Genomic DNA, 24,258 nt, shown 5'->3' on the forward strand with positions numbered 1-24,258 from the left:
GGGTTCAGACCGTTGCATTGAAGCGGCCCGCGAAGGCGCGGATGAGGAAGCGGAAGGTCCGGTCGGTCGCGAAGCCGAGCAGCCCGAGGGCCACCAGCGCCACGAAGATGTCCTCGATCTGCATGAACAGCCGCGCATCCCACAGCATCTTGCCCAAGCCGTCGTTCGACGCGACGAGTTCCGCCGCGACGATGGTGACGAAGGCGTTGGACATCGCAAGCCGCATGCCGGTCAGGATGTAGGGCACCGTCGCCGGCAGGGCGACGAGCCGGAACACCTGCAGCCGCGTCGCACCCAGGCATTGCGCCGCGCGGATCTTGTCGCGGCCCACCGCGCCCACGCCCGCCGCCGTGCTGATGATGACGACGAAGACGGTGGTGTAGGCGATGAGGAAGACCTTGCTCTCCTCCCCGATCCCGAACCAGATCACCGCGACGGTGATCATCGCGACCGCGGGGATGAAGCGGAAGAATTCCGTCCAGGGTTCCAGCATCCAGCGCACCGGCTTGAAGGAGCCGATGGCGAGGCCGACGGGAATCCCGATCGCCGATCCCAGCAGGAAGCCCTGCCCGATGCGGCGGAGGGAGGCGACGATCTGCTCCTGCAGGATGCCGTCCTCGATCAGCACCCAGGCGCGTTCCAGCACCGGCCCGGGCGGCGGGAACAGGGTGGAGCGCACCAGCGTCGTCGCCGCCAGGTGCCAGACCAGGAACAGCAGCCCGAAGCCGGCGATGTAGCCCGCGACGGTGACGAGGCGTTCAGTGCGCACCGTGGATCTCGTCGTGAATGAGGGCGTGCACGTCGCGGAACACCGACATGAAGGCGTCGGAGGTGCGTTCGCGCGGGAAGGGCAGGTCCACCGGGATCACCGCCTTCAGCGTCCCGCCCGGTCCGCGCTTCATCACGCCGACGCGGGTCGCGAGCGCGCAGGCTTCCTCGATGTCGTGGGTGATGAACAGCACCGTCTTGCGCGTCTCGGCCCAGATGCGGCTGAGCTCGCCCTGCAGCACGGCGCGCGTCATGGCGTCCAGCGCGCCGAAGGGCTCGTCCATCAGCAGGATGCGCGGGTCGTTGGCCAGCGCGCGCGCGATCTGGATGCGCTGCTTCATCCCGCCCGAGAGTTCCGAAGGGTGCTTCGCCCCCTGCCCGGTCAGCCCGACCATCTTCAGGTAGTGCTCGGCCTTCGCGCGGCGCTCGGCCCGGCCCATGCCGCGCAGGCGCAGCCCGAAGCCGATGTTGTCGAGCGCGGTCAGCCAGTCATAGAGGCTGTCATGGCCCTGGAAGACGACGCCGCGGTCGGCGCCGGGCCGGTCCACCGGGCGGCCGTCGAGCAGGATGCGCCCGGCCGTCGGCTGCTCGAACCCCGCGACCATGTTGAGAACGGTCGTCTTGCCGCAGCCCGAGGTGCCGAGCAGGCAGAAGAACTCGCCTTCTGCGAGGTCCAGGCTGAAGTCGCGCACCGCCTCCCACGCCCCCGTGCGGCCGCGATAGGTCTTCCCCACGCCCTCCAGCGTCACCAGCGCCACGTTGAAGCCTCGTTCGTTCCCGTGAGGTTCATTAGGCGCGCCGCCGCGGGCGGGCAACCCGGCTTCACGGCCCGCGGAGCCGGGTCTAGAACCCTTCCAGGCTTAAAACCGAGGAGGGAACGCCGCATGCCGAACATGCTCGAGGGTAAGGTCGCCATCGTCACGGGGGCCGGCAACGGCATCGGGCGCGAGATCGCCATCATGATGGCCGGCCAGGGTGCCAAGGTCATCATCAACGATGTCGGCGCCTCCGTCTCCGGCGAGGGCCAGGACGCCACGCCGGCGCAGCAGACCAAGGCGATCATCGCGCAGAACGGCGGCGTGTCCGAGATCTCCTCCGACAGCGTCGCGACCTGGGCCAGCGCGCAGAAGATCGTGCAGGCGGCGATGGACCATTTCGGCCGCATCGACATCGTCGTGAACAATGCCGGCATCCTGCGCGACCAGATCTTCCACCGCATGACGCCGGAGGAATGGGACTCGGTCATCGCCGTCCACCTCTCGGGGTCCTTCTACGTCTCCCGCGCCGCGGCGACGCATTTCCGCGCCCAGCAGTCGGGCGCCTTCGTACATATGTCCTCGACTTCCGGCCTGATCGGCAATTTCGGCCAGGCGAACTACTCGGCGGCCAAGATCGGCATCGTCGGCCTGTCGAAGTCCATCGCGCTCGACATGGCGCGCTTCAACGTGCGCTCGAACTGCATCGCGCCCTTCGCCTGGAGCCGCATGACCGGCACCATCCCGGCGGAAACGCCCGAGCAGAAGCGCCGCGTCGAGCGCATCATGCAGATGACGCCGGACAAGAACGCGCCGCTCGCGGTCTTCCTCGCCTCCGACGCGGCGAAGGACGTGACGGGGCAGATCTTCTCCCCCCGCATGAATGAGCTGTTCGTCTATTCCCAGATCCGGCCGATCAAGTCGGTGCACCGCCAGGAAGGCTGGACGCCGGAAGCGATCGCCGAATACGCGCTGCCGTCGCTCGCGCAGGGCTTCTCGAAGCTCGAGCGGTCCGGCGACGTCTTCTGCTGGGATCCGATCTGAGTCCCGGCATGCGGCGGATGCTCGTCCTGGCGTTCTGCGCCATCTCGGCATCCGCCGCCGCCGCCGCGCCGCGCCAGGTGCTGGACGCCGTCCAGCGCCTGCCGCCCGCGGCGTCGCTCGACCCCGCGCTGCGGGCCGCACCCTGCGCCTTCGCCCCCGTCGCGCGGCACCTCGACCCGCTGCCCGCCAACATCGCCTGGGCGCAGCCGCGCGCGGCGGTGCTGTTCGCGGACCTGCCCGGCCTGGCCGCCGGCCAGCGCGCCGCGGTCATACGCCCGACGCGCGAACTGATGGCCCGCGCCGCGACGCGCGCCCGCATCGCGGAAGGCGGCATCACGCTGCACGCCATCGACCTTTCCCCCCTGCCGGCCGATGCGGCAGCACCGGCCTTCCTCGCCATCCACATCGCCCCGCCCGCCGCGCCGCCCGAAGGCTGCGTCGCGGCGGGCCCACGCTGATCCGGACCGCACAGCCATGACCGCGCTCGCTTCCGCCCTGCTCAACCCGCGCCGCATCGCCCTGGTCGGCGCCTCGGCGGATGCGACGCGCCTGACGGCGCGCGCGCAGGTCTATCTGCGCAAGCACGGCTTCGACGGGGACCTGTACCCGGTCAACCCGCGCGCCGAGACGGTGCTCGGCGAGAAATCCTACGCGACCATCGCCGACATCCCCGGCCCGGTCGACCTCGCCTACCTGCTGCTCGGCACCGAGCATGTGGAAGGCGTCATCGCCGATGTCGCGGCGAAGGGCATCCCGCTCGCCGCCATCCTCGCCGATGGCTTCGCGGAGGCCGGCGACGAAGGTCGCGCGCGGCAGGAACGCCTGCTGGCGACCGCGCGCGCGGCGGGCGTGCGCATCCTCGGGCCGAACTCGATGGGGCTGATCAACCTCAACGCCCGCACGGCGTGCTCGGTGAACGCTGCGCTGGAAGCCGAAAGCCTGCCCGCCGGGCGGCTCGCCCTCGTCTCCCAGTCGGGCTCGATGCTGGGCGCGATCATGGCGCGCGGGGCGGCGCGCGGGCTCGGCTTCTCCCACCTCATCAGCACGGGCAACGAGGCCGATCTGTCGGCGAGCGAGATCGCCGGCCTGCTGGTGGACGACCCGCAGACGGATGCGATCCTGCTGTTCCTGGAAGCGATCCGCCGCGCGGACCTGCTGGCGGAGGCCGCGCGCCGCGCGCATGACGCGGGCAAGCCGATCATCGCCTTCAAGCTCGGCCGGTCCTCCTTCGGCGCGGAGCTCGCCAACAGCCATACCGGCGCGCTGGCCGGGTCCGACGCGGCCGCGGACGCCTTCTTCCGCGCCAACGGCATCGCGCGCGTGACGATGATCGAGGCGCTGCTCGAAGCCCCCGCTTTGTTCATCGGGCGGCGCCCGATCGCGGCCCCCAAGCGCGCGGTCTCCGTCATGACCACCACCGGCGGCGGCGGGGCCATGGCCGTCGACGCGCTGGGCGTGGCCGGCATCGAGACGCGCGCACCCGACCCCGTCGCGGTCGAGGGGCTGAAGGCCGCCGGCCTGCCGCACCATGGGCGGATGATCGACGTGACGCTGGCGGGCACGCGGGCGGACAAGGTGCAGTCCGCGCTCGCCGCGCTGGCGGCCGACCCGCATACCGACCTGGCGCTGTCGGTCATCGGCTCCTCCGCCCAGTTCCGGCCGCATGACGCGGTGGCGGGCATCCTGGGCGCAGCGAGGGCCGGGCTGGCCAAGCCCATCGCCGCCTTCCTCGTGCCGCAGGCGGACCTGTCGCTGCGCATGCTGGGCGAAGCGGGCATCCCCGCCTTCCGCACGCCGGAATCCTGCGCCGACGTGATCCGCGCCTTCCTCGACTGGCGGGCGCCGCGCGCGCAGCCCAGCGCCGCGGCCGTCGCCCATGCGCTGCCCGCGCGGCCGGACGAGGCCGATGCGCGACATCTGTTCGGCGCGCTGGGCCTCGCGACCCCCTTCGCGGTGATGGCGACGCCGGATGCCGTGCCGGACGGGCTCGCCTATCCGGTGGCGCTGAAGATCCTGTCGCCGGATCTCGCGCACAAGACGGAGGTCGGCGGCGTCGCGCTGAACATCGCGGATGCCGCCGCGCTGCGGCGCGCGGCCACCGAGATGCTGGCCCGCGTGCGCGCCAAGGCGCCGGGGGCAACCATCACCGGCTTCCTCGCCCAGCCCATGGCGAAGGGGCTGGCCGAGGCGATCCTCGGCTTCCGGCGGGACCCCGAAAGCGGCCCCGTCGTGCTGGTCGGCGCCGGCGGCGTCATGGCGGAACTGCACCGCGACACGGCGCTGCGCTGCGCGCCGGTCGGGCTCGAGGAAGCGCACGCCATGATCGAGGAGGTGAAGGGGCTGAAGCCGCTCGCCGGCTGGCGCGGGCTGCCGAAGGGCGACCTCGACGCGCTGGCGCGGGCGATCGTCGCCGTCTCCCGCCTCGCCGCCGTGGCGGAGGTCGCGGAAGCCGAGATCAACCCGCTGATCGTCCATGCCGAGGGCCAGGGCGTGACGGTGGCCGATGCCTGGGTGGTGCGTGGCTGAGGCGCGTGCCACGCTGCCGCCCATGAGCCCCGCCGACCTGATCCGCGCCCGCTACGGGTCGCTTCCCTTCGAGCCGCCGGCCGAGCTGCCGCCCGCCCTCGCCGCGCTGCTCGACCGGCGCGTCACGCGCCGCTACCGCGCCGAGGACGTGCCGGACCCGCTGCTCGACACGGTGCTGGCCGCGGCGCAATCCGCGCCCTCGAAATCCGACCTCCAGCAATACTCGATCATCGTCACGCGCGACGCGGCGAAGATCGGCAAGGTCGCCGACTGGATCGGCACCATGCCCTGGATCAAGGACGCGCCGGTGCTGCTGCTGTTCTGCGGCGACATGCGGCGCGGGCAGATGGCCTGCGCGCGGCACGGGCGGGCGCATGCGAACAACAACATGGACACCTTCCTGAACACGGCGGTGGACGCCGCACTCGCCATGGGCATGGCCATCGCGGCGGCGGATGCGGCGGGGCTCGGCACCTGCCCGATCTCCTACGTGCGCAGCCATATCGAGAAGGTCGGGCCGCTCTTCGGCCTGCCGGAGGGCGTCTATCCGGTCGCGGGGCTAACGCTCGGCTGGCCGGCTTCGCGCAACGAGATCACGCCGCGCCTGCCGCCTTCCGTCGTGGTGCACCGGGAACGATACGACGACGCGGCGCTGCCCGCGGCACTCGACGCCTATGACGCGCTGCGCCCGCGCCAGAAGCCGCGCTATCCGGAGGTGCACGGCCCCGCGCCGGAAGGCTGCACCTGGTCGGAGAACGGCGCGCGGCAGCTTTCCGTGCCGGAACGCTTCGGCTTCCGCGCCTGGCTGCGCCTGCGGGGCTTCGCGCTTGACTGACGCGGCGGCCGACAATCCAGGTGGGGCGGATGCGGAAGGCCATGCGCGCCGCACCGTCCGCCCGCGCGACGCGGCGAGCCTGATCCTCTGGCGCCAGGGGCCCTCGGGGCCGGAGGTGCTGATGGGACGGCGCCACGCCAAGCACCGCTTCATGCCGGACGTGATGGTCTTCCCCGGCGGGCGCGTCGATCCCGACGACCACCGCCAGCCGGCCATCCGCGAACTGCCCCCGGCCACGCGGCGGATGCTGGAACGCCGCGCGCCGGCGGGCCGCGCGCGCGCCATCGGCATCGCCGCCGCGCGCGAATTGTTCGAGGAGACGGGCCTGGTGCTCGGCGAACGGCGCGGCGACGGCGTCGCGGCCGATCTCGGCGCCCTGCACTACATCTGCCGCGCCGTGACGCCCGGTGGGCGGCCGATCCGCTTCAACGCCCGCTTCCTCGCCGCGCCGGCGGAAGCCGTGCATGGCGAGATCGCCGGGTCGGGGGAACTCGAGGACCTCGACTGGTACACGCCCGAGGCGGCGCATCGGCGCCACGTCGCGGACATCACGGGCAAGGTGCTGGTGGAATTCCTCGGCTGGCTGGAGATGACGCCGCGGGCGCGGTCGTCGCGGCCGCTGATCGTCTTCCGCGGCATGGACAACCGGCACGAGGAACGATGACCCGCCGCCGTGACCGGGCCGCAGGGAGCGCGCGAGCGGCGCCCTGACCTTCGAGGGCGCCTGTGCGCTGATCGGCCCGGGCCGGCGCTTCCGGTCGGTCGGCCTCCGCCTCGCCTACTCGCCCCGACCGGAATGCAGGGCGTCGGGACCCTGGCGCCGCGGTTCCAGCATCATCAGCCCCACCAGCATCAGCGCCCCGCCGCCGAGCGCCAGGAGCGCGGCATAGGCGAGCGGCATGCGCCCCGGCGCGGTGGCGTCGCCGAGCAAAAGCAGGATGAGCAGCAGGGTGCCGGCGAGGCCGGTGGTGATCAGCGTGATGGGGATGACAGGCATGGTGGCGCCTCCGTTCATCCAGCAGTTGAACAGCACGCGGAGGCGCCAGCGGGACGCTCCAGCGGCGGTTTTGTGGCGGTGCCTGCATGGACAGCAGGGCAGCCATCTGGAAATGTTGCAGCCGCACACATGACCAGGAGGTTTCCACCATGCGCAGGCTGATCGCCGCCGCCCTCGTTTCCGCCGCCATGGCGGGGCCAGCCCTGGCCCAGGGCCAGCCGCCGCTGCGCTGCGCGGTGGACGGAACCTTCGCCCCGCACGCCTTCCCGAACCTCCAGGGCGGCGTCCAGGGCTTCCAGATCGACCTGTTCCGGGAAGTCGCGCGCCGCATGGGCCGCGAGATCGTGATCGACAGCGCCGCCTTCTCGGGACTCATTCCGGCGCTGAACGCCGGGCGCTACGACTTCCTCTGCGCGCCGACGACCGTGACGCGCGAGCGCGCCGAGGCGCTGCTGTTCACCGAGGGCTACATCTGGACCGAGCTGCAGTTCGGCATCCGCCGCGGCACGGCGCCGATCCGGTCCGAGGAGGACCTGCGCGGCAAGACGATCAGCGTGAACAAGGGCACGCCCTACGAGCAGTGGGTGAACAACAACCGGGAACGGCTGAACCTGACGCTGCTCGCCTTCGACAGCCAGGCGGACGCGGCGCAGGCCGTGATCCAGGGGCGCGCCTACGCGAACCTGTCGGGCAACACGGTCGTGCGCTTCTCGGCCTCCCGCAATCCGCAATACGTGGCTGACTTCGTGCTGCCCGGGTCGCGCCTGCACTGGGGCACGCCCTTCCGTCGCGACTCGGGCGCGATGCGCAACCAGGTCGAGGACATCCTGACCTGCATGAAGCGCGACGGCTTCATCGCCCGCATCTCCGAGCGCTGGTTCGGCGACCGCCCCGGCCCCGACCAGGCGGAGAACATCGAGTTCCCCGGCTATGGCCCGCCGGACATGCCGGGCTACGACCCGACGCCGCAGAACCCGCGCTGCGGCTGATGACAGGATCCGGGCGCGCGCCGATCGTCGAGGCGCGCGCGATCCACAAGCATTTCGGCCACCTTCACGTGCTGAAGGGGGTCGACCTGGCGGTGGCCGAGAAGGAACTGGTGTTCCTGATCGGCCCCTCGGGCTCCGGCAAATCCACGCTGCTGCGCTGCCTGAACCGGCTGGAGGACCCGTCCTCCGGCTCGGTCGTGGTGGACGGCATCGACATGCTCGACCCGCGCACGGACATCAACAAGGCGCGCCAGCGCATCGGCATGGTGTTCCAGTCCTTCAACCTCTATCCGCACATGACCGCGCTGGGGAACGTCGCGCTCGCGCTGCGCAAGGTGCAGGGGATGGGGCGGGCGGAGGCCGAGGCGAAGGCGCGCGCGGCGCTCGACCGCGTGCACCTCGCCGACCGCGCCGATCACTACCCGCTGCAGCTTTCGGGCGGGCAGCAGCAGCGCGTGGCCATCGCGCGCGCCATCGCGCTCGAACCCCGCGTCATGCTGTTCGACGAGCCGACCAGCGCGCTCGACCCGGAACTGGTGGGCGGCGTGCTCGCCGTGATGCGGGAGCTGCGGGAGGACGGCATGACCATGGTCGTGGTCAGCCACGAGATGGGCTTCGCCAAGGCCGCCGCCGACCGCGTCGTGTTCATGTCCGACGGCGCGATCATCGAGGAAGGCATCCCGTCGGAGATCTTCACCAACCCCAGCCATGAACGGACGCGCGCCTTCATCTCCCAGATCGAGCGGCATTGAGGCATGACCGGCTGGGAGCGGTTCACCGACAGTTTCTTCAATGCGCGCGTCATGGCGCAGTACCTGCCGAAGATCGTCGAGGGCTTCTTCCTGACGGTGGAGCTCGCGGCGCTGATCATCGTGGCGGGGCTGGCGCTCGGGCTGCTGCTGGCGCTGGTGCGCGCCTTCGGCATCAGGCCGCTCAACTGGCTGATCATCTTCCTGGTGGACCTGTTCCGCGCCCTGCCGCCGCTGGTCATCATCGTGCTGCTGTTCTTCGGGCTGCCGAATGCGGGCGTCGAACTCTCCGGCTTCGTCGCATCCTGGCTCGCGCTGACGCTCGTGCTGATGGCGTTCTCGGAGGAGATCTTCTGGGCCGGCATCACCTCCGTGCCCAAGGGGCAGTGGGAGGCGGCGCGCTCGACCGGGCTCGGCTTCGTGCAGACGCTGGGCTGGGTGGTACTGCCGCAGGCGCTGCGCATCACCATCCCGCCGCTGACCAACCGCACCATCGCGATCACCAAGGGGACGGCGCTCGCTTCCGTAGTGGCGGTGCCGGACATCCTGGGTGCCGCGAATGCCGGCGTGTCCTTCTCCTTCAACCCGTCGCCGCTGACGCTCGGCGCGATCGCCTACCTGGTGCTGTTCTTCCCTGTCGTCGTGCTCGGCCGGTGGATCGAGACGCGCTTCGCGTGGAAGAGGTAGCGAGCGATGGACCTGTTCCTCGAGACCTTCTTCAGCTGGCAGATCATCAGCGAGGCCTGGCCCATCCTGTGGCAGGGGCTGCAGGCGACGCTGATGCTCTCGGTGCTCGTCGTGCCGCTCGGCGTGGCGGGCGGCATCATCCTCGCCACCCTGTCCACCGTGCGGAACCCCTGGGTGAAGTGGCCGCTGCGCGCCTGGGTGGACACCTTCCGCGCGCTGCCGCCGCTGGTGCTGCTGGTGTTCATCTTCGCCGGGCTGCCCTTCATCGGGCTGGATGTCGGCGCCTGGGGCGCGGTCGCGATCGGCTTCTTCCTGAACACCGGTGCCTATTACGGGGAGATCCTGCGCGCGGGCATCGAGAGCGTGCCGCGCGGGCAGATCGAGGCGGCGCGCTCCACGGGCCTGACGCGCGGGCAGACCATGGCGCATGTCGTGCTGCCGCAGGCGGTGCGGAACGTGCTGCCGGACCTGATCTCGAACACGCTGGAAGTGGTGAAGCTGACCTCCATCGCCTCCGTCGTCGCGCTGCCCGAATTGCTGTTCCAGGCGCGCCAGGCGCAGAGCGTGACCTACAACGCGACGCCGATCATGGCCGCGGCGGTGGCGTATTTCATCCTGCTGTGGCCGCTGGTGCGGCTGCTGTCGCGGCTGGAGAACCGGCAACTGGCCGGGCGCCGGTGAGGGCGGGGGGAGAAGGGAACTTCTCCCCCCGAACCGGGCGCCCATCGGCGTTGCTCCGCAACGTCGATGGGACCCGGACCCCCCTCAACCTTCTTTGTGACCAAAGAACGGAGGGGGTTCGGGGGAGGTTCCCCTCCCCCGACCTTCGTCAGGCCACCGCATACACGTCGTAGGTCGGCCCGCTCGGCGGCCGCTGGCCCACGCCCACCGCGACGATCTTGTTCATCCAGGCCAGCTCCGCCGCCCCCGTCTCGAACCGCACGGCGGTACGGAAATAGTATTCGGACGGATCGACCGCCTGCCCGCCATTGAGCCGCGCCAGGACCTCCGGCGTGCCCGTGCGGATGCCCGTGTAGTGCATGTAGACGATGCCGCCGCCCTCGGCCTTCAGTGTCAGGCGCACATCCATGTGCGCCGTGCCGTCGGCATCGACGCGCAGCCAGTCGGCCGCGGTGCCGGGCAGCACCTCCCCCTTGAAGCGCGGCCCCTCGGCCGTGCCGCCGGTGACGGGCACGATGCGCAGCTCCCCGTTGCGCGTCGCGCCCACGGATTGCGGCGCGCCGACGGACAGCACCACGCGGAACAGGAACTCGGTCTTGAGCGGCAGCGGCGTCATGGCGTTCTCCCCTGGATGACGAGGCGGGGAGGATGCCGCGACGTCAGCGTTGCCGCCAGGGCAGCCCGTCCGCCTTCCAGCCGGCGACGGTGCCGCGATGGCCCTCGCCGTCCACCGGGCCTTCGAAGCCGTCCGCCACGTTGAAGGCGTGCGGGAAGCCCGCCGCCTGCGCCGCCTGGCCCGCGGCGAGGGAGCGCGCACCGGATCGGCAGATGAAGTAGATCCGGTGCAGCGGCGTCAGCCCCGCCTTGTGCAGGTGGTCCGCGAAATGGGAGTTCATCTGCATCGTCGGGTAGAGCTGCCAGGGGATAAGGACCGGCTGCTTGCCCAGGCTCGCCAGGTCCGGGATGCCGACGAAGTTCCACTCGGCGTCGGTGCGCACGTCGACAAGGGCGGCCTGCGGGTCGTCGCGCAGCGCGGCCCAGGTCTCCTCGGGGCTGATGTCCGGCACGCCTGCCACGGTCGACTCCTCGTATTGATCGGGAGGATACATGGTGCAGCGCGGGATCGAGGACAACAACGGTGCTGGCGGCGCCGGCACGGGGCGCCTACATGATGCGCTGACGCGTGACGGAATCCCTCACTCCATGGCTTCGCCCGCACCGGCATCGCAGGAAGATCGCGCCGCCGCCACCCGCCAGAGGATCCTGGAAGTGGCGGAAGGGCTGTTCCGCGCCATCGGCTACCAGAAGACGGCGGTCGCCGACATCGCGCGCGAGCTCGGCATGTCGCCGGCCAATGTCTATCGCTTCTTCCCGTCCAAAAGCGCGATCAACGAGGCGATCACGGCGCGGCTGCTGGAAGGCGTGACCGGCGACCTCGAGACCATCGCGGCCGGCCCCGGCGCGGCGGCGGACCGGCTGCGCGCCATGCTGCGCATGCTGCACGCGCGACACCTGGCGCTGTTCTTCGACCAGAAGCGCATGCACGACATGGTCTCGGCCGCGATGAGCGAGCATTGGGGCGTGATCGCGACCTTCATCGCGCGCATCGAGTCCGCCCTCGCCCGCGTGCTGGAAGATGGCGCGCGGCGCGGCGAGTTCGCACCCGTGGATCCGGCTGAGGGCGCGCGGATGCTCAAGCAGGCGACGCTGTGCTGGACGCATCCCGTGCTGATCGCGGACGCGATGGACAAGCGGCAGGTCGAGGAAGCGCAGATGGCCGGCGAGCTGGACGGGATGCTCGACCTGCTGGTCCGGGGGCTGAGACCTGATTCCTGATCACTGACGATTATTGACTTTCGTCATTCCATATGCGATCTCCCGGCGCAGACCAGGAGACCCGCCATGCGTGCCGCCCTGCCCGCCCTCGCCGCCCTCGCCTTCCTCCCCGCCTGCCGCGACAGCGGCCCCCAGGCCGCAGCACCCGAGCCGCCCCGGCCCGTCCAGGTGGCGGACATCCGCTTCGCCCCGGCCGAGCAGCCCCGCGCCTTCGCGGGCGTGATCCGCGCGCGGCGGGAAGCGGACATCGCCTTCCGCGCCGGCGGGCGCATCGCCGTCCGGCTGGTGGATGTCGGCGCCGCCGTGGTCGCGGGGCAGGAACTCGCGCGGCTCGACCCGGCCGACATCGCGCTTGCCATGCGCGCCGCCGAGGCCGACCTCGCCGCGGCCGAGGCCGAGATGCGCCGCGCGCAGGCCGATGCCGACCGCTCCCGCCGGCTGCTCGCCGCGGGGCATGTCGCGGCCGCCTTCGACGACCAGCGCCAGGCCACCGCGCGCAGCGCGGAGGAACGGACCGCCTCCGCCCGCGCCTCGCTGGCGCTGGCGCGCAACCGGCTGGAACACACCATCCTGCGCGCGCCGACCGATGGCGTGATCACCGCGCTGCTCGCCGAATCGGGGCAGGTGGTGGCGGAAGGCCAGGCGGTGCTGCGCATGGCCGACCCGGCCGAGCGCGAATTGCTGGTGCAGGTGCCCGAAGGCGCCCTGCCCGGCCTGCTCTCCGCGACCGCCGAGGCGGTACTCTGGGCGCGGCCAGGCCAGCCGGTCGCGGCACGGCTGCGGGAAGTCGCGCCCCAGGCCGACCCGATGCTGCGCACCTATGCCGCGCGCTTCGCCCTGCCCGCCGCGCCGGACTGGGCCGCGCTCGGCATGACGGGGACCATCCGGCTGCGCGCGGAAAGCGCGCCGGTCGCGCTGCTGCCGGCCTCCGCGCTGCACGATCGCGGCCAGGGTCCGATGGTGTGGAAGGTGGAAGGCGCGCGGCTTGTCGCCGTGCCGGTGGAGGTCGCGCAGCTCGGCGCGACGCAGGTCGCGCTGCGCGGTGCGCTGGCGGAAGGCGACAAGGTCGTCGCCCTCGGCCCGCAGCTGCTCGATCCCGGCACGCCGGTGCGCATCGTGCAGACGCGCGCCCTCGCGACCCTGCGCTGAGGCGCCGCCGCCATGGGCTTCAACCTCTCCGACTGGGGCGTGCGCAACGGCGCGCTGACGCTGTTCCTCATCCTGATGCTCGGCGCGGCCGGCGCCATGGCCTATCTGCGCCTCGGCCGCGCGGAGGATCCGGGCTTCACCATCAAGGTCATGGTCGTCACCGCGCAATGGCCCGGTGCCACGGCCGACGAGATGCAGCGCCACGTCGCCGACCCGATCGAGAGCCGGCTGCAGGACCTGGCCTTTCTCGACCGGGTGGAAACCTTCACCCGCCCCGGCCAGGCGGTGATGACCGTGGTGCTGCGGGACACGACGCCGCCAGCCCAGGTGCAGGCGCTGTGGTACCAGGTGCGCAAGAAGGTGGGCGACATGCGCCACACCCTGCCCGGCGGCGTGCAGGGCCCCTTCTTCGACGACGAGTATTCCGACGTCTGGTCCGCGATCTACGCCGTGACGGGCGCGGACAACGCGGAACTGGTGCGCCAGGCGGAACGCATCCGCGCGCGCCTGCTGCGCGTGCCCGGCGTGGACAAGGTGCGCATCTTCGGCGAGCAGCCCCAGCGCATCCATGTCGAGGTCGCGCATGCGCGCCTCGCATCGCTCGGCCTGCAGCCGCAGGCGATCCTGGATGCGCTCGCGCGCCACAACCCCGTCGCACCCGCGGGCGTGGTGGAAGGGGATGCGACGCGGCTGCACCTACGCGTCGGCGGCGGCTTCGACGGGCTGGCCGCGATCCGCGACGTGCCGGTCGCGGCGCAGGGCCGCTCCCTGCGGCTGGGCGACATCGCGGAGGTGACGCGCGGCTTCGCCGACCCGCCTTCCAGCGGGATCCGTCAGGGCGGCCAGGATTCGGTGCTGCTCGCGGTGGGCAAGCAGCCCGGCGTGAACGTGGTGACGCTCGGCGCCGACCTCGCCCGCGCCATGGAGGCCGAGCGCCGCGTCATCCCGACCGGCATCGCGGTGACGCAGATCGTCGACCAGGCCGGCGTGGTGCAGGAGAGCGTCTCGGAGTTCCTGCTGAAATTCGCCGCCGCGCTCGGCGTGGTGATGCTCGTCTCCTTCCTCTCGCTCGGGCTGCGGGCAGGGGTGATCGTCGCGCTGTCGGTGCCGCTGACGCTCGCCATCGTCTTCATCGTCATGCTGGCGACGGGGATGGAGCTGGAACGCGTCACGCTCGGCGCGCTGATCCTCTCCCTCGGCCTGCTGGTGGACGATGCGATCATCGCCATCGAGGCGATGGTGGTGAAGCTCGAGGAAGGCTGGACGCGCGCCAAGGCCGCGACCTTCGCCTGGACATCCACGGCCGGGCCGATGCTGTCCGGCACGCTGGTGACCGTCGCGGGCTTCCTGCCGGTCGGCTTCGCGCGCTCGACCGCCGGCGAATATGCCGGCGGCATCTTCTGGGTGGTGGGCTTCGCGCTCATCGCGTCCTGGTTCGTCGCGGTGCTGTTCACGCCCTGGCTCGGGGTGAAGCTGCTGCCCACGCCCAGGCGCGGCGGGCACGGGCATGGCTATGACGGGCCGGGCTACCGCGCCTTCCGCCGCGTCGTCGGCTGGTGCGTGGACCACCGCTTCATCGTCATCGGCGCGACGCTGGTCGTGCTGGTCGCGGGCTTCGCGGCGATGGGCATGGTGCGCAAGCAGTTCTTCCCCACCTCCGCGCGGCTCGAACTGCTGGTCGACGTCACGCTGCGCCAGGGCGCCGGGCATGGTGCCACGCTCGCCGCCGCGCGGCGGATCGAGCAGGCGCTGGAAGGCGACGCCGATGCGCGGCTCGTCACCACCTATGTCGGCCAGGGCAGCCCGCGCTTCTTCCTCGCGCTCAATCCCGACCTGCCGAACGAGGCCTTCGCCAAGCTCGTGGTCCAGGCGCGCGACGTCCCAGCGCGCGAAAGGCTGCGCGAGCGGCTGATGGCGCTGGTGGACCAGGGCCTGGTGCCGGAGGCGCGGGTGCGCGTCTCCCGCCTCGATTTCGGCCCGCCGGTCGGCCACCCCGTGCAGTTCCGCGTGCATGGGGACGACCCGGCCGCGCTGCGCGCGGCGGCGGAGGAGGTGATGGCGGTGATGCGCGCCACCCCCGGCACGCGCGACGTCTCCATGGCCTGGGGCGAACGCGCGCCGACGCTGCGGCTCGAACTCGACCGCGCGCGCGTCGCCGAACTCGGCCTCTCGCCGCAGCAGGTCGCCTCCTCCCTGCAATTGCTGCTCAGCGGCGTGACGGCGACGCAGCATCGCGAGGGCAACCGCCTGGTCGACGTCGTGCTGCGCGCCCCGGCCGCCGAGCGGCTGACCATGGACACGCTCGCCGATGTCTCGCTCGGCACGCCGGCGGGGCCGGTGCCGCTCTCCCAGGTCGCGCGGCTGGTGCCGGAGGCGGAGGAGCCGATCCTGTTCCGCCGCAACCGCGAAGCCTACCTGACCGTGCGCGCGGACATCGCGCCGGGCCTGCAGGCGCCGGATGTCAGCGGGGCGGTCGCCGCGCGGCTCGGCCCCGTCATCGAGCGCCTGCCCGTCGGCCTGCGCATCGAAGCGGGCGGCGCGGCCGAGGAATCCGGCAAGGCCAATGCGGCGCTGTTCGCGATGTTCCCGCTGATGGTCGCGGCGATGCTGCTGCTGCTGATGGCCCAGCTGCGGCATTTCGGGCGGACGGCGCTGGTCTTCGTCACCGCCCCGCTCGGCATACCGGGCGCGGCCTTCGCGCTGCTGGCGATGGATTCGGCCTTCGGCTTCGTCGCGCTGCTCGGCGTCATCGCCCTGGCGGGGATGGTGATGCGCAACACGCAGATCCTGGTCGACCAGGTGCGGCAGGACCTGGAGGCCGGGGTGGCGCTGCGCGCGGCCATCATCGAGAGCACGGTGCGCCGCGCGCGCCCGGTGCTGCTGACGGCGCTCGCCGCCGTGCTCGCCTTCGTGCCGCTGACGCTCTCGGTGTTCTGGGGGCCGATGGCGATCGCGATGATCGGCGGGCTCTCGCTCGCGACCTTCGCCACGCTGCTGGTGGTGCCGGCGCTCTACGCGCTCGCCCTGCCCTGGCGGCGGGCGCGGGCGCTGCCGGCGGGCGCGGCGCTGGCGCCGGCCGAATAGCGTCCCATCTGGCTAGGATGGCCGCCCCCCGCATCCCGGTCCTCGCGGCCGCCTCCTTCGCCACGGCGACGCAATCCTTCGTCTTCGCCGGGCTGCTGGCGGAGATGGCCGCCGACCTGTCCGTTCCGGTCGCGACGGCGGGGCAGCTCGCCACCGTCTATGCGCTCGCCTTCGCCATCGCCGCCCCGCCCGTCGCCGCCCTGCTAGCGGGGCGGGAGAGGCGCGGGGTGATGGTGCTCGCCCTTCTGGTGCTCGCGGCACTCAACCTCGCCATCGTCGCGGTCGCGGCCTTTCCCGCGCTGCTCGCGCTGCGCGTCGCGGCGGGCGTCGCGGCGGCGGCGGTGATTCCGGCGGCGAGCGCGGCGGCCGTGGCGCTCGCCCCACCGGAAAAGCGCGGTCGCGCGCTGGCGCTGGTGGTGGGCGGCACGACGGCGGCCTTCCTGCTTGGCATCCCGGCCGGATCGGTGGTGGGGGATGCCTTCGGCTGGCGCGGCTGCTTCGCCTTCGCCGCCATCATCGCGGTTGCCGCCGCCATCGCGATCCGCGTCTACGTCCCGCGCGTGGCGGGCGATGCGGGCGGTGCCGCGGGCGGCATCGCGGCGCTGCGCATCCCGGGCGTGGTGCCGGCGCTGCTGCTGAACGTCGCGGCCTTCACGGCGGTGTTTTCCATCGCCGCCTATATCGGGCCGGTGACGAACGCGGTCTCCGGCCTTTCGGGCAGCGGCGTCGCGGCGGTGCAGGCGCTGGTGGGCATCGCGTCGCTGGCCGGGTTGCCGATCGGCGCGCGGCTGGCCGATCGCGGTTCGCGTGCCGCGGCGCTGCTGCCCGCCGGCGTGCTGGCGGCGAACCTGCTGCAGGCGGCGCTGCTTGCGGGGTTGCTGGCGGGCAGCGGATTCGCCCTGCCCTTGCAGGCGCTGGCGGTGCTGGCCTCGGCGGGGTGTCTTTTCGCGCTCGGCCCGGCGGTCGGCGCGCGGCTCGCCACGCTGGCGCCGGAAGCGCGCGGCTTCGTCATGGCGTGCAACGCCTCGGCCATCTTCCTGGGCCAGGCGGGGGGTGCCGCGGCGGGCGGGCTCGGCATCGCGGTGTTCGGCATGCCCGGCGCGGGGCTGGCCGGCGCGGCCTTCGCGGTGCCCGCCTTCCTCCTCGCGCGCCGCTGCTTCGCCCCCCGCTGACGGGGCGGGGATTTCGTGTAGCCTCCCGCGACCGGAACGTCGGCGCCCGCATCCCAGGGGCGGAAGGATCGACGCAGGGAGGAACATGATGCTTGGCCTGATGCAGGACTGGCCGCTGCTGATGCACACGGTCATCGACCATGCCGCGATCCAGCACCCGCGGCGCGACGTGGTGACGCGGTCGGTGGAAGGCCCCTTCCACCGCACGGACTACGCCACGATCCGCGGTCGCGCGCTGAAGGTGGCGCAGCGGCTGGCGAAGGACGGCATCCGGCCGGGGGACCGCGTGGCCACGCTCGCCTGGAACACATGGCGGCACATGGAGGCCTGGTACGGCATCACCGGCGCCGGCGCCGTCTACCACACGGTCAATCCGCGGCTGTTCCAGGACCAGATCGCCTGGATCATGAACCACGCCGGCAGCCGCATCTTGATGCTGGACCTGACCTTCGTGCCGCTGGTTCAGTCGCTGGCCGACAGGCTTCCGGCGGTCGAGCGCTTCGTCATCCTGACCGACGCCGCGCACATGCCGCAGACCAGCCTGCGCAACGCCGTGGCCTATGAGGACTGGATCGCCGAGGTCGATGGCGACTTCGCGTGGATGCGCGTGGATGAACAGGCCGCGGCGGGCATCTGCTATACCTCCGGCACCACGGGCGACCCCAAGGGAGTCGTCTATTCGCACCGGTCCAACGTGATCCACGCCATGGTGTGCAACCAGGTGGACGCCTTCGGCCTGGCGGCGGGCGACCGCGTCATGCCGGTCGTGCCGATGTTCCACGCCAACGGATGGTCCCTGCCGCTCTGCGCGCCGATGGTGGGTGCGGCGATGGTCATGCCGGGGGCGAAGCTCGACGGCGCCTCGGTGCACGAGGTGATCGAGCGCGAGCGCGTCACCTTCTCCGCCGCCGTGCCGACCGTCTGGATGATGCTGCTGCAGCACCTGGAGGCGACGGGCGCGCGCGTCGATTCCATGCAGCGCGTCGCGATCGGCGGGTCCGCCTGCCCGCCCGCCATCACCCGCGCCTACCAGGAAAAGTACGGCGTGCGCGTGATCCATGCCTGGGGCATGACGGAACTCTCCCCCGTCGGAACGCTGTTCGCGGTGAAGCCGGAGGTCGCGGGGCTGACGGGCGAGGCGATGCTCTCCCTGCAGGCCAAGCAGGGCACGCCGCCCTATTCGGTCGAGATGAAGATCACCGACGATGCCGGGCGCGAACTGCCCTGGGACGGGATGACTTTCGGCCGGCTCAAGGTGCGCGGCCCCGCCGTCGCGCGGCGCTACTTCCGGCGGGAGGAGGAGGAGATCCTCGACGAGTCCGGCTTCTTCGACACCGGCGACGTCGCGACCATGGACGAGCACGGCTACATGGAGATCACCGACCGGTCCAAGGACGTGATCAAGTCGGGCGGGGAGTGGATTTCCTCCATCGCGCTCGAGAACGCGGCGGTCGGCTATCCGGGGGTCGCGGAGGCCGCCGTCGTCGCGATGGCCGACCCCAAATGGGACGAGCGGCCGCTGCTGATCCTGGTGATGAAGCCGGGCGTGCTCTCCCCCTCGCTGGCCGAGATGCGGGAGTTCCTCGCGGACAAGGTCGCGAAATGGTGGCTGCCCGACGACCTGGTGGTGCTGGACGAGATCCCGCACACGGCGACGGGCAAGATCCTCAAGACGAAACTGCGGGAGATGTTCAAGGACCATCGCCCGCCGGGGTGATGGTCCGCCTGACGCTCAGGTGACCAGCGACCAGAACATCCGGATGCTGGTGGCGAAGAGGAAGACGGCGAAGGCGCGCTTCAGCCACAGCGGCGGGATGGTGTGCGCCAGGTGCACCCCCCAGGGCGTGGCCAGGATCGAGGCCGGCGCGATCAGCGCGACCCCCAGCAGGTTCACGTAGCCCAGGGAAAAGGGCGGCGTCAGCGGATCGTTCCAGCCGCCCCAGACGAAGCCGATGGTCGCCGGGATCGAGATGATCAGCCCGAAGGCCGAGGCGGTCGCGACCGCCTGGCGGATCGGGTAGCCGAACATCGACAGCAAGGGCACGCCGAGCGTCCCGCCGCCGATGCCCATCATGGCGCTGACCGACCCGATGCCGATGCCGAGCGCCTGGCGCGGCGGCCCGTCCGGCACGCTGTCGGTGATTTTGAAGTCGACCCCGGTGAAGCCCATGTTGAGCGCCACCAGCAGCGCCACCATGGCGAAGACCGCGGTCAGCCCTTCCCCGCGCACATGCACGGCGAGGAAGGTGCCGAGCAGCACGCCCGCCAGCATCGCCGGCCAGATGGACCGCAGCAGCGCCATGTCCATCGCGCCCTTCGCATGATGCTTGCGCGCCGACTGGATCGAGGTGGGGATGATGGTGGCGAGCGAGGTCGCGACCGCGACCTTCATCTGGATGCTCTCGGGAATGCCGAAGAAGGGAAACACGTTGAACAGCAGCGGCACGATGACGATGCCGCCGCCGACGCCGAGCAGCCCCGCCAGCGTGCCCGAGACGAGCCCCGTCGCCGCCATGGCGGCGGCGAGCGCGATCAGCCAGGTCGTGTCGTTCAGATGTTCCATCGGCATTCCGGTCCGGGATGGGCGCCACGAAGGGGGCGTGGCATACACAAGCCTCACCGACGCGTCACCCCGCCTTGCCCTTCATCCTCGATCCCTGGTTCTACATACTGGCCATTCCGGCGGTGCTCATCACGGGCATCAGCAAGGGCGGCTTCGCCTCGGGCGCGGGCAACCTGCTCGTGCCGCTGATGGCCCTGACGGTGCCGGCGCCCGTCGCGGCGGGGATCGCGCTGCCGCTGCTGTGCGCGATGGATGTCTCCGGGCTGCGCGCCTGGTGGGGCAAGTGGGACAAGCGGGAGATGCGCGTGCTGGTGCCCGGCGCGCTGGCCGGCATCCTGGTGGGCGCGCTCGCCTTCAGCATGTTCTCCGACCGCGCCATCAAGGGGATGGTCGGCATCACGACGCTGCTGTTCCTCGCGCGCACGCTTTGGCTCGCGCGGCGCGGGCAGGCGCCGGCGGCCGCGCCGCACAACCCCGTCAAGGCGGTGATCTGCGCGGCGGGGTCGGGCTTCACCAGCACCATCGCGCATGCGGGGTCGCCGCCGCTCGCGATCTACCTCTATCCGCGCCGGCTCGACCGCCAGGTGATGGCGGCGACGACGGTCGTCTTCTTCGGCGTGGTGAACTACGTGAAGCTCGTGCCCTACTGGTTCCTGGGCAATCTCTCGCTGGGCAACCTCGCGACGAGCCTCGTGCTGCTGCCGCTCGCGCCGGCGGGCGTGTATCTGGGCATCTGGATGCAGAAGCACGTGTCGGATGCGCTGTTCTACCGGCTGCTCTACGGACTGCTGCTGGTCACGGGCGTGAAGCTGACCTGGGACGGGGTGATGGGATGAGCGAGGCGCGGATGCTCGGCGTGCTGGGCGGCATGGGGCCGCTCGCCGGTGCGACCTTCATGCAGCGGCTGACGCTGCTGACACCCGCGACGCGGGACCAGGACCACATCCCGGCCATCCTCTGGTCCGACCCGCGCGTGCCGGATCGCACCGCGGCGCGGCTTTCGGGCGGCGAGGACCCGCTGCCCTGGCTGCTGCGCGGCCTGCGCGGCCTGGAAGCGGCCGGCTGCGGCGCCGTCGCCATCCCCTGCAACACCGCCCATGGCTGGTTCGCGGCGATGCAGGACGCGACGCGCCTGCCCATCCTGCACATCGTCGAGGCCGCGGCGGACGAGCTGCGCCGGCTTGGCGCGCATGACGGCCGGATCGGGCTGCTCGCCACCAAGGGCACGCTCGCCATGCGGCTCTACCAGGAACGGCTCGAAGGGCGCGGCTACGAGGTCCTGGTGCCGGAGACGGAGGAGATGGACCGCGTCGTCATGCCGGCGATCGACGAGGTGAAGGCGAACCGCGTCGCGGAGGCCTACGCCCCGCTCGCCGAGGCCGCGACGCGCCTCGTCGCGCGCGGCGCGCGGGCCGTGGTGCTGGGCTGCACGGAGATCCCGCTCGGCATCTCCGCGGGCCCCGCCCTGCCCTTCCCCGTGGCGGACACTATCGACGCGCTGGCGCGCGCCGCGATCGGCTGGGCGAAGCCTGCGGGGTAGCGTTCAGGCATCGTCCGGCGCCTCGAGCGCGGCGAGCCCGTCGCGCAGCCGGTCGAGCAGCCGGAACAGCAGTACGCATTCCTCGGTGGTGAAGTCGGCCAGCGCCGCGTCGTAGTAGCGGCGGATGGCGCCCAGCATCTCGCCCCATTGGCGTTCGCCCCGCGGCGTCAGGCGCACATGGCGCAGGCGGCCGTCCTCTCCCGCCGTGCGGATGCGCTCCACCAGGCCCGCTTCCTCCAGCCGGTCGAGCACGGCGGTCAGGTTCTGGCGGCTGACCATCAGGAAGGCGATCAGGTCCTTCACCGTCATGCCCCGCCCGCGCGCCGCGGGGCGGGACAGCGCGCCCAGCACGGCCCATTGCTGCGTGGTCGCGCCGAAGCCGCCGACCGCGCGCGTGCCGGTTTTGTGCATCAGGTTGGACGCCTGGTAGAGCCGCAGGAACAGGCGGTTGGCCACGTCGAACCGCGCCTCGGCGCCGGGCGCGCCCGGGCGTTCCATCAATGCATTGCCAGTTTCCATGGAATGCATCATAGTATTGTCATATCAACAAGACCAGCGGGGAAACGCCATGCGCGGGCTGCGCGACAGGACCGTCATCGTCACCGGCGGCGCCGGCGGCATCGGCAGCGCCACCTGCCGGCGCTTCGCGGCCGAGGGCGCGCGCGTCGCGATCTTCGACATCGACGCGGCCGCCGCCGGGCGGCTGGCGGACGCCATCGCCGCGGAAGGCGGCACCGCCCGACCCTTCGCCTGCGACATCACCGACCATGCCGCCGTGCGCGCCGCCGTCGCGGCGGCCGAGGAGGCGCTCGGGCCCGTCGGCGTGCTCGTGAACAATGCCGGCTGGGACGTCTTCCGCCTGTTCGCCGACAGCACGCCGGAGGAATGGCGGCGGCTGATCGAGGTGAACCTGATCGGCGCGCTCAACATGCATCATGCCGTGCTGCCGGGCATGGTCGCGCGCCGCGCGGGGCGGATCGTCAACATCGCCTCCGACGCGGCGCGCGTCGGCTCCTCGGGGGAGGCGGTCTACGCCGCCTGCAAGGCGGGGCTGCTCGGCTTCTCCAAGACGCTCGCGCGCGAACATGCCCGCCAGGGCATCACGGTGAACGTGGTCTGCCCCGGGCCGACCGCGACCACGCTGTTCGAGGGCTACAAGCAGGGCGCGGGCAATCCCGAGAAGCTCGAGGAAGCCTTCCGCCGCGCCGTGCCCATGGGCCGCATCGGCGCGCCGGAGGACCTGCCCGGCGCGATCCTGTTCTTCGCCTCCGACGACGCCGCCTATGTCACCGGCCAGGTGCTCAGCGTCTCCGGCGGCCTGACCATGGCGGGATGAGGGAGCGGCCCATGACCATGCCTTGCGCCGAGGCTGGCGGCGTCGCGCCCGCCGCCATCGACCGCCCGCAGGCGAGGAAGCCCCGCCGGTGACGACGGCGCTCAGCCCCGAGCAGCGGGAGATCGCCGAGGCCGCGCGCCGCTTCGCCCGCGAGCGCATCGCGCCCGGCTACATGGCGCGGGAGAAGGCCGGCCGCGTCGAGCGCGAGCTGGTGGCCGAGATGGGCGCGCTCGGCCTGATCGGCGCCGACCTGCCCGAGGCGCTCGGCGGGCTCGGCGCGCCCTCCGTCACCGCGGGCCTCGCCATCGAGGCGATCGCCCATGCCGACATCAACGTCGCCTACATCCCGCTGCTCGCCTCGCTCAACGGGCAGATCCTCGCCCGCCATGCGTCGCCGGACCTCGCGCGCGCATGGATCCCGCGCATCGTGGCCGGTCAGGCGCTGGTCGCGATCGGCCTGACCGAGCCGCGCGGCGGGTCGGACGCGGCGAACCTGCAGCTGCAGGCCCGGCGCGACGGCGGGGACTACGTGCTGCACGGGGAGAAGACCTCGATCAGCATGGCCGACCAGGCCGATGCGGCCATCATCTTCGCGCGCACCGGCGCGGCGGATGCGGGGGCGCGCGGCGTCTCGGCCTTCCTCGTGCCGATGGACGCGAAGGGGGTGGCGACGACGCGCTTCGACGACCTCGGCAGCCGGGCGATCGGCCGCGGCTCCATCTTCCTCGACGAGGTGCGAATCTCCGCGGCGAACCGGCTGGCCGAGGAAGGGATGGGCTTCGTGCAGGTGATGCAGGGCTTCGACTATTCGCGCGCGCTGATCGGGCTGCAATGCTGCGCGACGGCGCAGGCCTCGCTCGACGAATCCTGGGCCTATGTGCGCGAACGGGAGGCCTTCGGCGCGCCCATCGCGCAGTACCAGGGCGTGAGCTTCCCGCTGGCCGAGGGCGAGGGGCTGGTCGCGGCCGTGCGGCAGCTTTGCTACCACACGCTGCGGCTGCGCGACGAAGGCGCGCCGCACACGGCCGAGGCCGCGATGTGCAAGTGGCTCGGGCCCAAGACGGCGCGCGACGTGATCCACCAATGCCTGCTGACGCACGGGCACTATGGCTGGTCGAAGGACCTGCCGCACCAGCAGCGGCTGCGGGACGTGATGGGGCTCGAGATCGGCGACGGCACGGCGCAGATCATGAAGCTAATCGTCGCGCGCGAAAGGGCGGGGCGCGACGCGGTGCAATACGCCAGGCGCGGCTAGGTCGCGCCGGCGCCGGTTTCAGTCGCAGCCGCAGCCGTCGGTCGGCCCCGCCTCGGCGCGGACGATGTGGTGGTCGATCCATTCGGCGACGAGGCGACGGGCCTCGTTCACCGAGGATTCCGGGTGGTGGATGCGGTACAGCGCGGTGCAGGCGCCGAAGGCGCTGAAATCCCCGGCACCCTGCTCGCGCAATTCGCGATAGGCCGTGACCACGGCTCGCTCGCAGCGGCGCGCGATGTGGCTGAAATCACGGCCCATGCCGACAACCTCCGGAAGGCTAGTTGCGAATCAC

Annotated in this window: 26 protein-coding genes; 18 read left to right on the plus strand and 8 right to left on the minus strand. The window is 71.8% G+C overall.

Annotated elements, in window-relative coordinates:
* Positions 1-4 precede the first annotated feature (4 nt).
* The gene (locus tag J5Y09_RS24375) at positions 5-769 is read right to left on the minus strand and encodes an ABC transporter permease (RefSeq protein WP_209352378.1); all 765 of its coding nucleotides are present in this window, start codon (positions 767-769) and stop codon (positions 5-7) included.
* Positions 759-1,526 (minus strand): ABC transporter ATP-binding protein, encoded by a 768-nt coding sequence (locus tag J5Y09_RS13785; RefSeq protein ID WP_209352379.1) that lies wholly within the window; start codon positions 1,524-1,526, stop codon positions 759-761. The genes J5Y09_RS24375 and J5Y09_RS13785 overlap by 11 nt, the downstream gene beginning before the upstream one ends.
* 126 nt (positions 1,527-1,652) lie before the next feature.
* Between J5Y09_RS13785 and J5Y09_RS13790 the strand changes: the two genes are divergently transcribed.
* The 5 genes from J5Y09_RS13790 to J5Y09_RS13810 are packed head-to-tail and all read left to right on the plus strand — an operon-like array spanning position 1,653 to position 6,592.
* Positions 1,653-2,567 carry an SDR family NAD(P)-dependent oxidoreductase gene (locus J5Y09_RS13790; protein WP_245217108.1) on the plus strand — a complete coding sequence of 305 codons (915 nt, stop codon included), beginning with the start codon at positions 1,653-1,655 and terminating at the stop codon, positions 2,565-2,567.
* A 17-nt stretch (positions 2,568-2,584) separates the two neighbouring features.
* Positions 2,585-3,025 (plus strand): hypothetical protein, encoded by a 441-nt coding sequence (locus tag J5Y09_RS13795; protein ID WP_209352380.1) that lies wholly within the window; start codon positions 2,585-2,587, stop codon positions 3,023-3,025.
* Between the two features lie 16 nt (positions 3,026-3,041).
* The gene (locus tag J5Y09_RS13800) at positions 3,042-5,093 is read left to right on the plus strand and encodes an acetate--CoA ligase family protein (RefSeq protein WP_209352381.1); all 2,052 of its coding nucleotides are present in this window, start codon (positions 3,042-3,044) and stop codon (positions 5,091-5,093) included.
* Positions 5,094-5,115: 22 nt separating this feature from the next.
* Positions 5,116-5,928, plus strand: coding sequence for a nitroreductase family protein (locus tag J5Y09_RS13805; RefSeq protein WP_209352382.1), 813 nt, complete (start codon positions 5,116-5,118; stop codon positions 5,926-5,928).
* A complete protein-coding gene (locus tag J5Y09_RS13810) occupies positions 5,921-6,592 on the plus strand; it encodes an NUDIX hydrolase (RefSeq protein WP_245217109.1) in 672 nt (223 codons plus the stop codon). Before J5Y09_RS13805 ends, J5Y09_RS13810 begins: the two co-directional genes overlap by 8 nt.
* 114 nt (positions 6,593-6,706) lie before the next feature.
* Here the strand turns inward: J5Y09_RS13810 and J5Y09_RS13815 are convergent, their stop codons facing one another.
* Complete coding sequence (locus tag J5Y09_RS13815; protein WP_209352383.1) at positions 6,707-6,925, minus strand: hypothetical protein; 219 nt, start codon at positions 6,923-6,925, stop codon at positions 6,707-6,709.
* A gap of 149 nt (positions 6,926-7,074) precedes the next feature.
* Between J5Y09_RS13815 and J5Y09_RS13820 the strand changes: the two genes are divergently transcribed.
* The 4 genes from J5Y09_RS13820 to J5Y09_RS13835 are packed head-to-tail and all read left to right on the plus strand — an operon-like array spanning position 7,075 to position 10,031.
* On the plus strand, positions 7,075-7,914 hold the full coding sequence (locus J5Y09_RS13820) for a transporter substrate-binding domain-containing protein (RefSeq protein ID WP_209352384.1): 840 nt from the start codon (positions 7,075-7,077) through the stop codon (positions 7,912-7,914).
* Positions 7,914-8,666, plus strand: coding sequence for an amino acid ABC transporter ATP-binding protein (locus J5Y09_RS13825; protein ID WP_209352385.1), 753 nt, complete (start codon positions 7,914-7,916; stop codon positions 8,664-8,666). The genes J5Y09_RS13820 and J5Y09_RS13825 overlap by 1 nt, the downstream gene beginning before the upstream one ends.
* 3 nt (positions 8,667-8,669) lie before the next feature.
* On the plus strand, positions 8,670-9,350 hold the full coding sequence (locus J5Y09_RS13830) for an amino acid ABC transporter permease (RefSeq protein WP_209352386.1): 681 nt from the start codon (positions 8,670-8,672) through the stop codon (positions 9,348-9,350).
* Between the two features lie 6 nt (positions 9,351-9,356).
* Positions 9,357-10,031: an amino acid ABC transporter permease gene (locus tag J5Y09_RS13835; RefSeq protein ID WP_209352387.1), complete on the plus strand. Its 675-nt coding sequence runs from the start codon at positions 9,357-9,359 to the stop codon at positions 10,029-10,031.
* Between the two features lie 148 nt (positions 10,032-10,179).
* Here the strand turns inward: J5Y09_RS13835 and J5Y09_RS13840 are convergent, their stop codons facing one another.
* Both J5Y09_RS13840 and J5Y09_RS13845 read right to left on the minus strand, forming a co-directional pair.
* On the minus strand, positions 10,180-10,647 hold the full coding sequence (locus tag J5Y09_RS13840) for a DUF3237 domain-containing protein (protein WP_209352388.1): 468 nt from the start codon (positions 10,645-10,647) through the stop codon (positions 10,180-10,182).
* A gap of 43 nt (positions 10,648-10,690) precedes the next feature.
* Entirely contained in the window at positions 10,691-11,107 is a 417-nt protein-coding gene (locus tag J5Y09_RS13845; RefSeq protein WP_342451475.1) for a rhodanese-like domain-containing protein, read from the minus strand.
* Positions 11,108-11,234: 127 nt separating this feature from the next.
* Between J5Y09_RS13845 and J5Y09_RS13850 the strand changes: the two genes are divergently transcribed.
* The 5 genes from J5Y09_RS13850 (at position 11,235) to J5Y09_RS13870 (ending at position 18,989) form a co-directional block, all read left to right on the plus strand.
* Positions 11,235-11,867, plus strand: a complete 633-nt coding sequence (locus J5Y09_RS13850; protein WP_209352390.1) for a TetR/AcrR family transcriptional regulator — start codon at positions 11,235-11,237, stop codon at positions 11,865-11,867.
* Between the two features lie 66 nt (positions 11,868-11,933).
* Positions 11,934-13,016 (plus strand): efflux RND transporter periplasmic adaptor subunit, encoded by a 1,083-nt coding sequence (locus tag J5Y09_RS13855; protein ID WP_209352391.1) that lies wholly within the window; start codon positions 11,934-11,936, stop codon positions 13,014-13,016.
* A gap of 12 nt (positions 13,017-13,028) precedes the next feature.
* A complete protein-coding gene (locus J5Y09_RS13860) occupies positions 13,029-16,100 on the plus strand; it encodes an efflux RND transporter permease subunit (protein WP_209352392.1) in 3,072 nt (1,023 codons plus the stop codon).
* A 17-nt stretch (positions 16,101-16,117) separates the two neighbouring features.
* Complete coding sequence (locus tag J5Y09_RS13865; RefSeq protein ID WP_209352393.1) at positions 16,118-17,272, plus strand: MFS transporter; 1,155 nt, start codon at positions 16,118-16,120, stop codon at positions 17,270-17,272.
* 85 nt (positions 17,273-17,357) lie between these two features.
* Positions 17,358-18,989 (plus strand): long-chain-fatty-acid--CoA ligase, encoded by a 1,632-nt coding sequence (locus tag J5Y09_RS13870; protein WP_245217110.1) that lies wholly within the window; start codon positions 17,358-17,360, stop codon positions 18,987-18,989.
* Between the two features lie 15 nt (positions 18,990-19,004).
* Here J5Y09_RS13870 and J5Y09_RS13875 read toward each other — a convergent pair whose 3' ends face one another.
* On the minus strand, positions 19,005-19,835 hold the full coding sequence (locus tag J5Y09_RS13875; protein ID WP_209352394.1) for a sulfite exporter TauE/SafE family protein: 831 nt from the start codon (positions 19,833-19,835) through the stop codon (positions 19,005-19,007).
* A 74-nt stretch (positions 19,836-19,909) separates the two neighbouring features.
* Between J5Y09_RS13875 and J5Y09_RS13880 the strand changes: the two genes are divergently transcribed.
* Positions 19,910-20,671, plus strand: coding sequence for a sulfite exporter TauE/SafE family protein (locus tag J5Y09_RS13880; protein ID WP_209352395.1), 762 nt, complete (start codon positions 19,910-19,912; stop codon positions 20,669-20,671).
* Entirely contained in the window at positions 20,668-21,375 is a 708-nt protein-coding gene (gene cuyB / locus J5Y09_RS13885) for a cysteate racemase (RefSeq protein ID WP_209352396.1), read from the plus strand. The genes J5Y09_RS13880 and cuyB overlap by 4 nt, the downstream gene beginning before the upstream one ends.
* 3 nt (positions 21,376-21,378) lie before the next feature.
* On the opposite strand, the gene J5Y09_RS13890 is transcribed toward cuyB, so the two are convergent.
* Entirely contained in the window at positions 21,379-21,894 is a 516-nt protein-coding gene (locus J5Y09_RS13890) for a MarR family transcriptional regulator (RefSeq protein WP_209352397.1), read from the minus strand.
* 49 nt (positions 21,895-21,943) lie between these two features.
* On the opposite strand from J5Y09_RS13890, the gene fabG reads away from it, so the two are divergent.
* Positions 21,944-22,711, plus strand: coding sequence for a 3-oxoacyl-ACP reductase FabG (fabG, locus tag J5Y09_RS13895; RefSeq protein WP_209352398.1), 768 nt, complete (start codon positions 21,944-21,946; stop codon positions 22,709-22,711).
* 88 nt (positions 22,712-22,799) lie between these two features.
* Positions 22,800-23,966 (plus strand): cyclohexanecarboxyl-CoA dehydrogenase, encoded by a 1,167-nt coding sequence (aliB, locus tag J5Y09_RS13900; protein ID WP_209352399.1) that lies wholly within the window; start codon positions 22,800-22,802, stop codon positions 23,964-23,966.
* Between the two features lie 18 nt (positions 23,967-23,984).
* Here the strand turns inward: aliB and J5Y09_RS13905 are convergent, their stop codons facing one another.
* On the minus strand, positions 23,985-24,224 hold the full coding sequence (locus tag J5Y09_RS13905; protein WP_209352400.1) for a hypothetical protein: 240 nt from the start codon (positions 24,222-24,224) through the stop codon (positions 23,985-23,987).
* Between the last annotated feature and the right edge of the window lie 34 nt (positions 24,225-24,258).

This window comes from Roseomonas nitratireducens (assembly GCF_017813355.1).
Classification (GTDB): Bacteria; Pseudomonadota; Alphaproteobacteria; order Acetobacterales; family Acetobacteraceae; genus Neoroseomonas; species Neoroseomonas nitratireducens.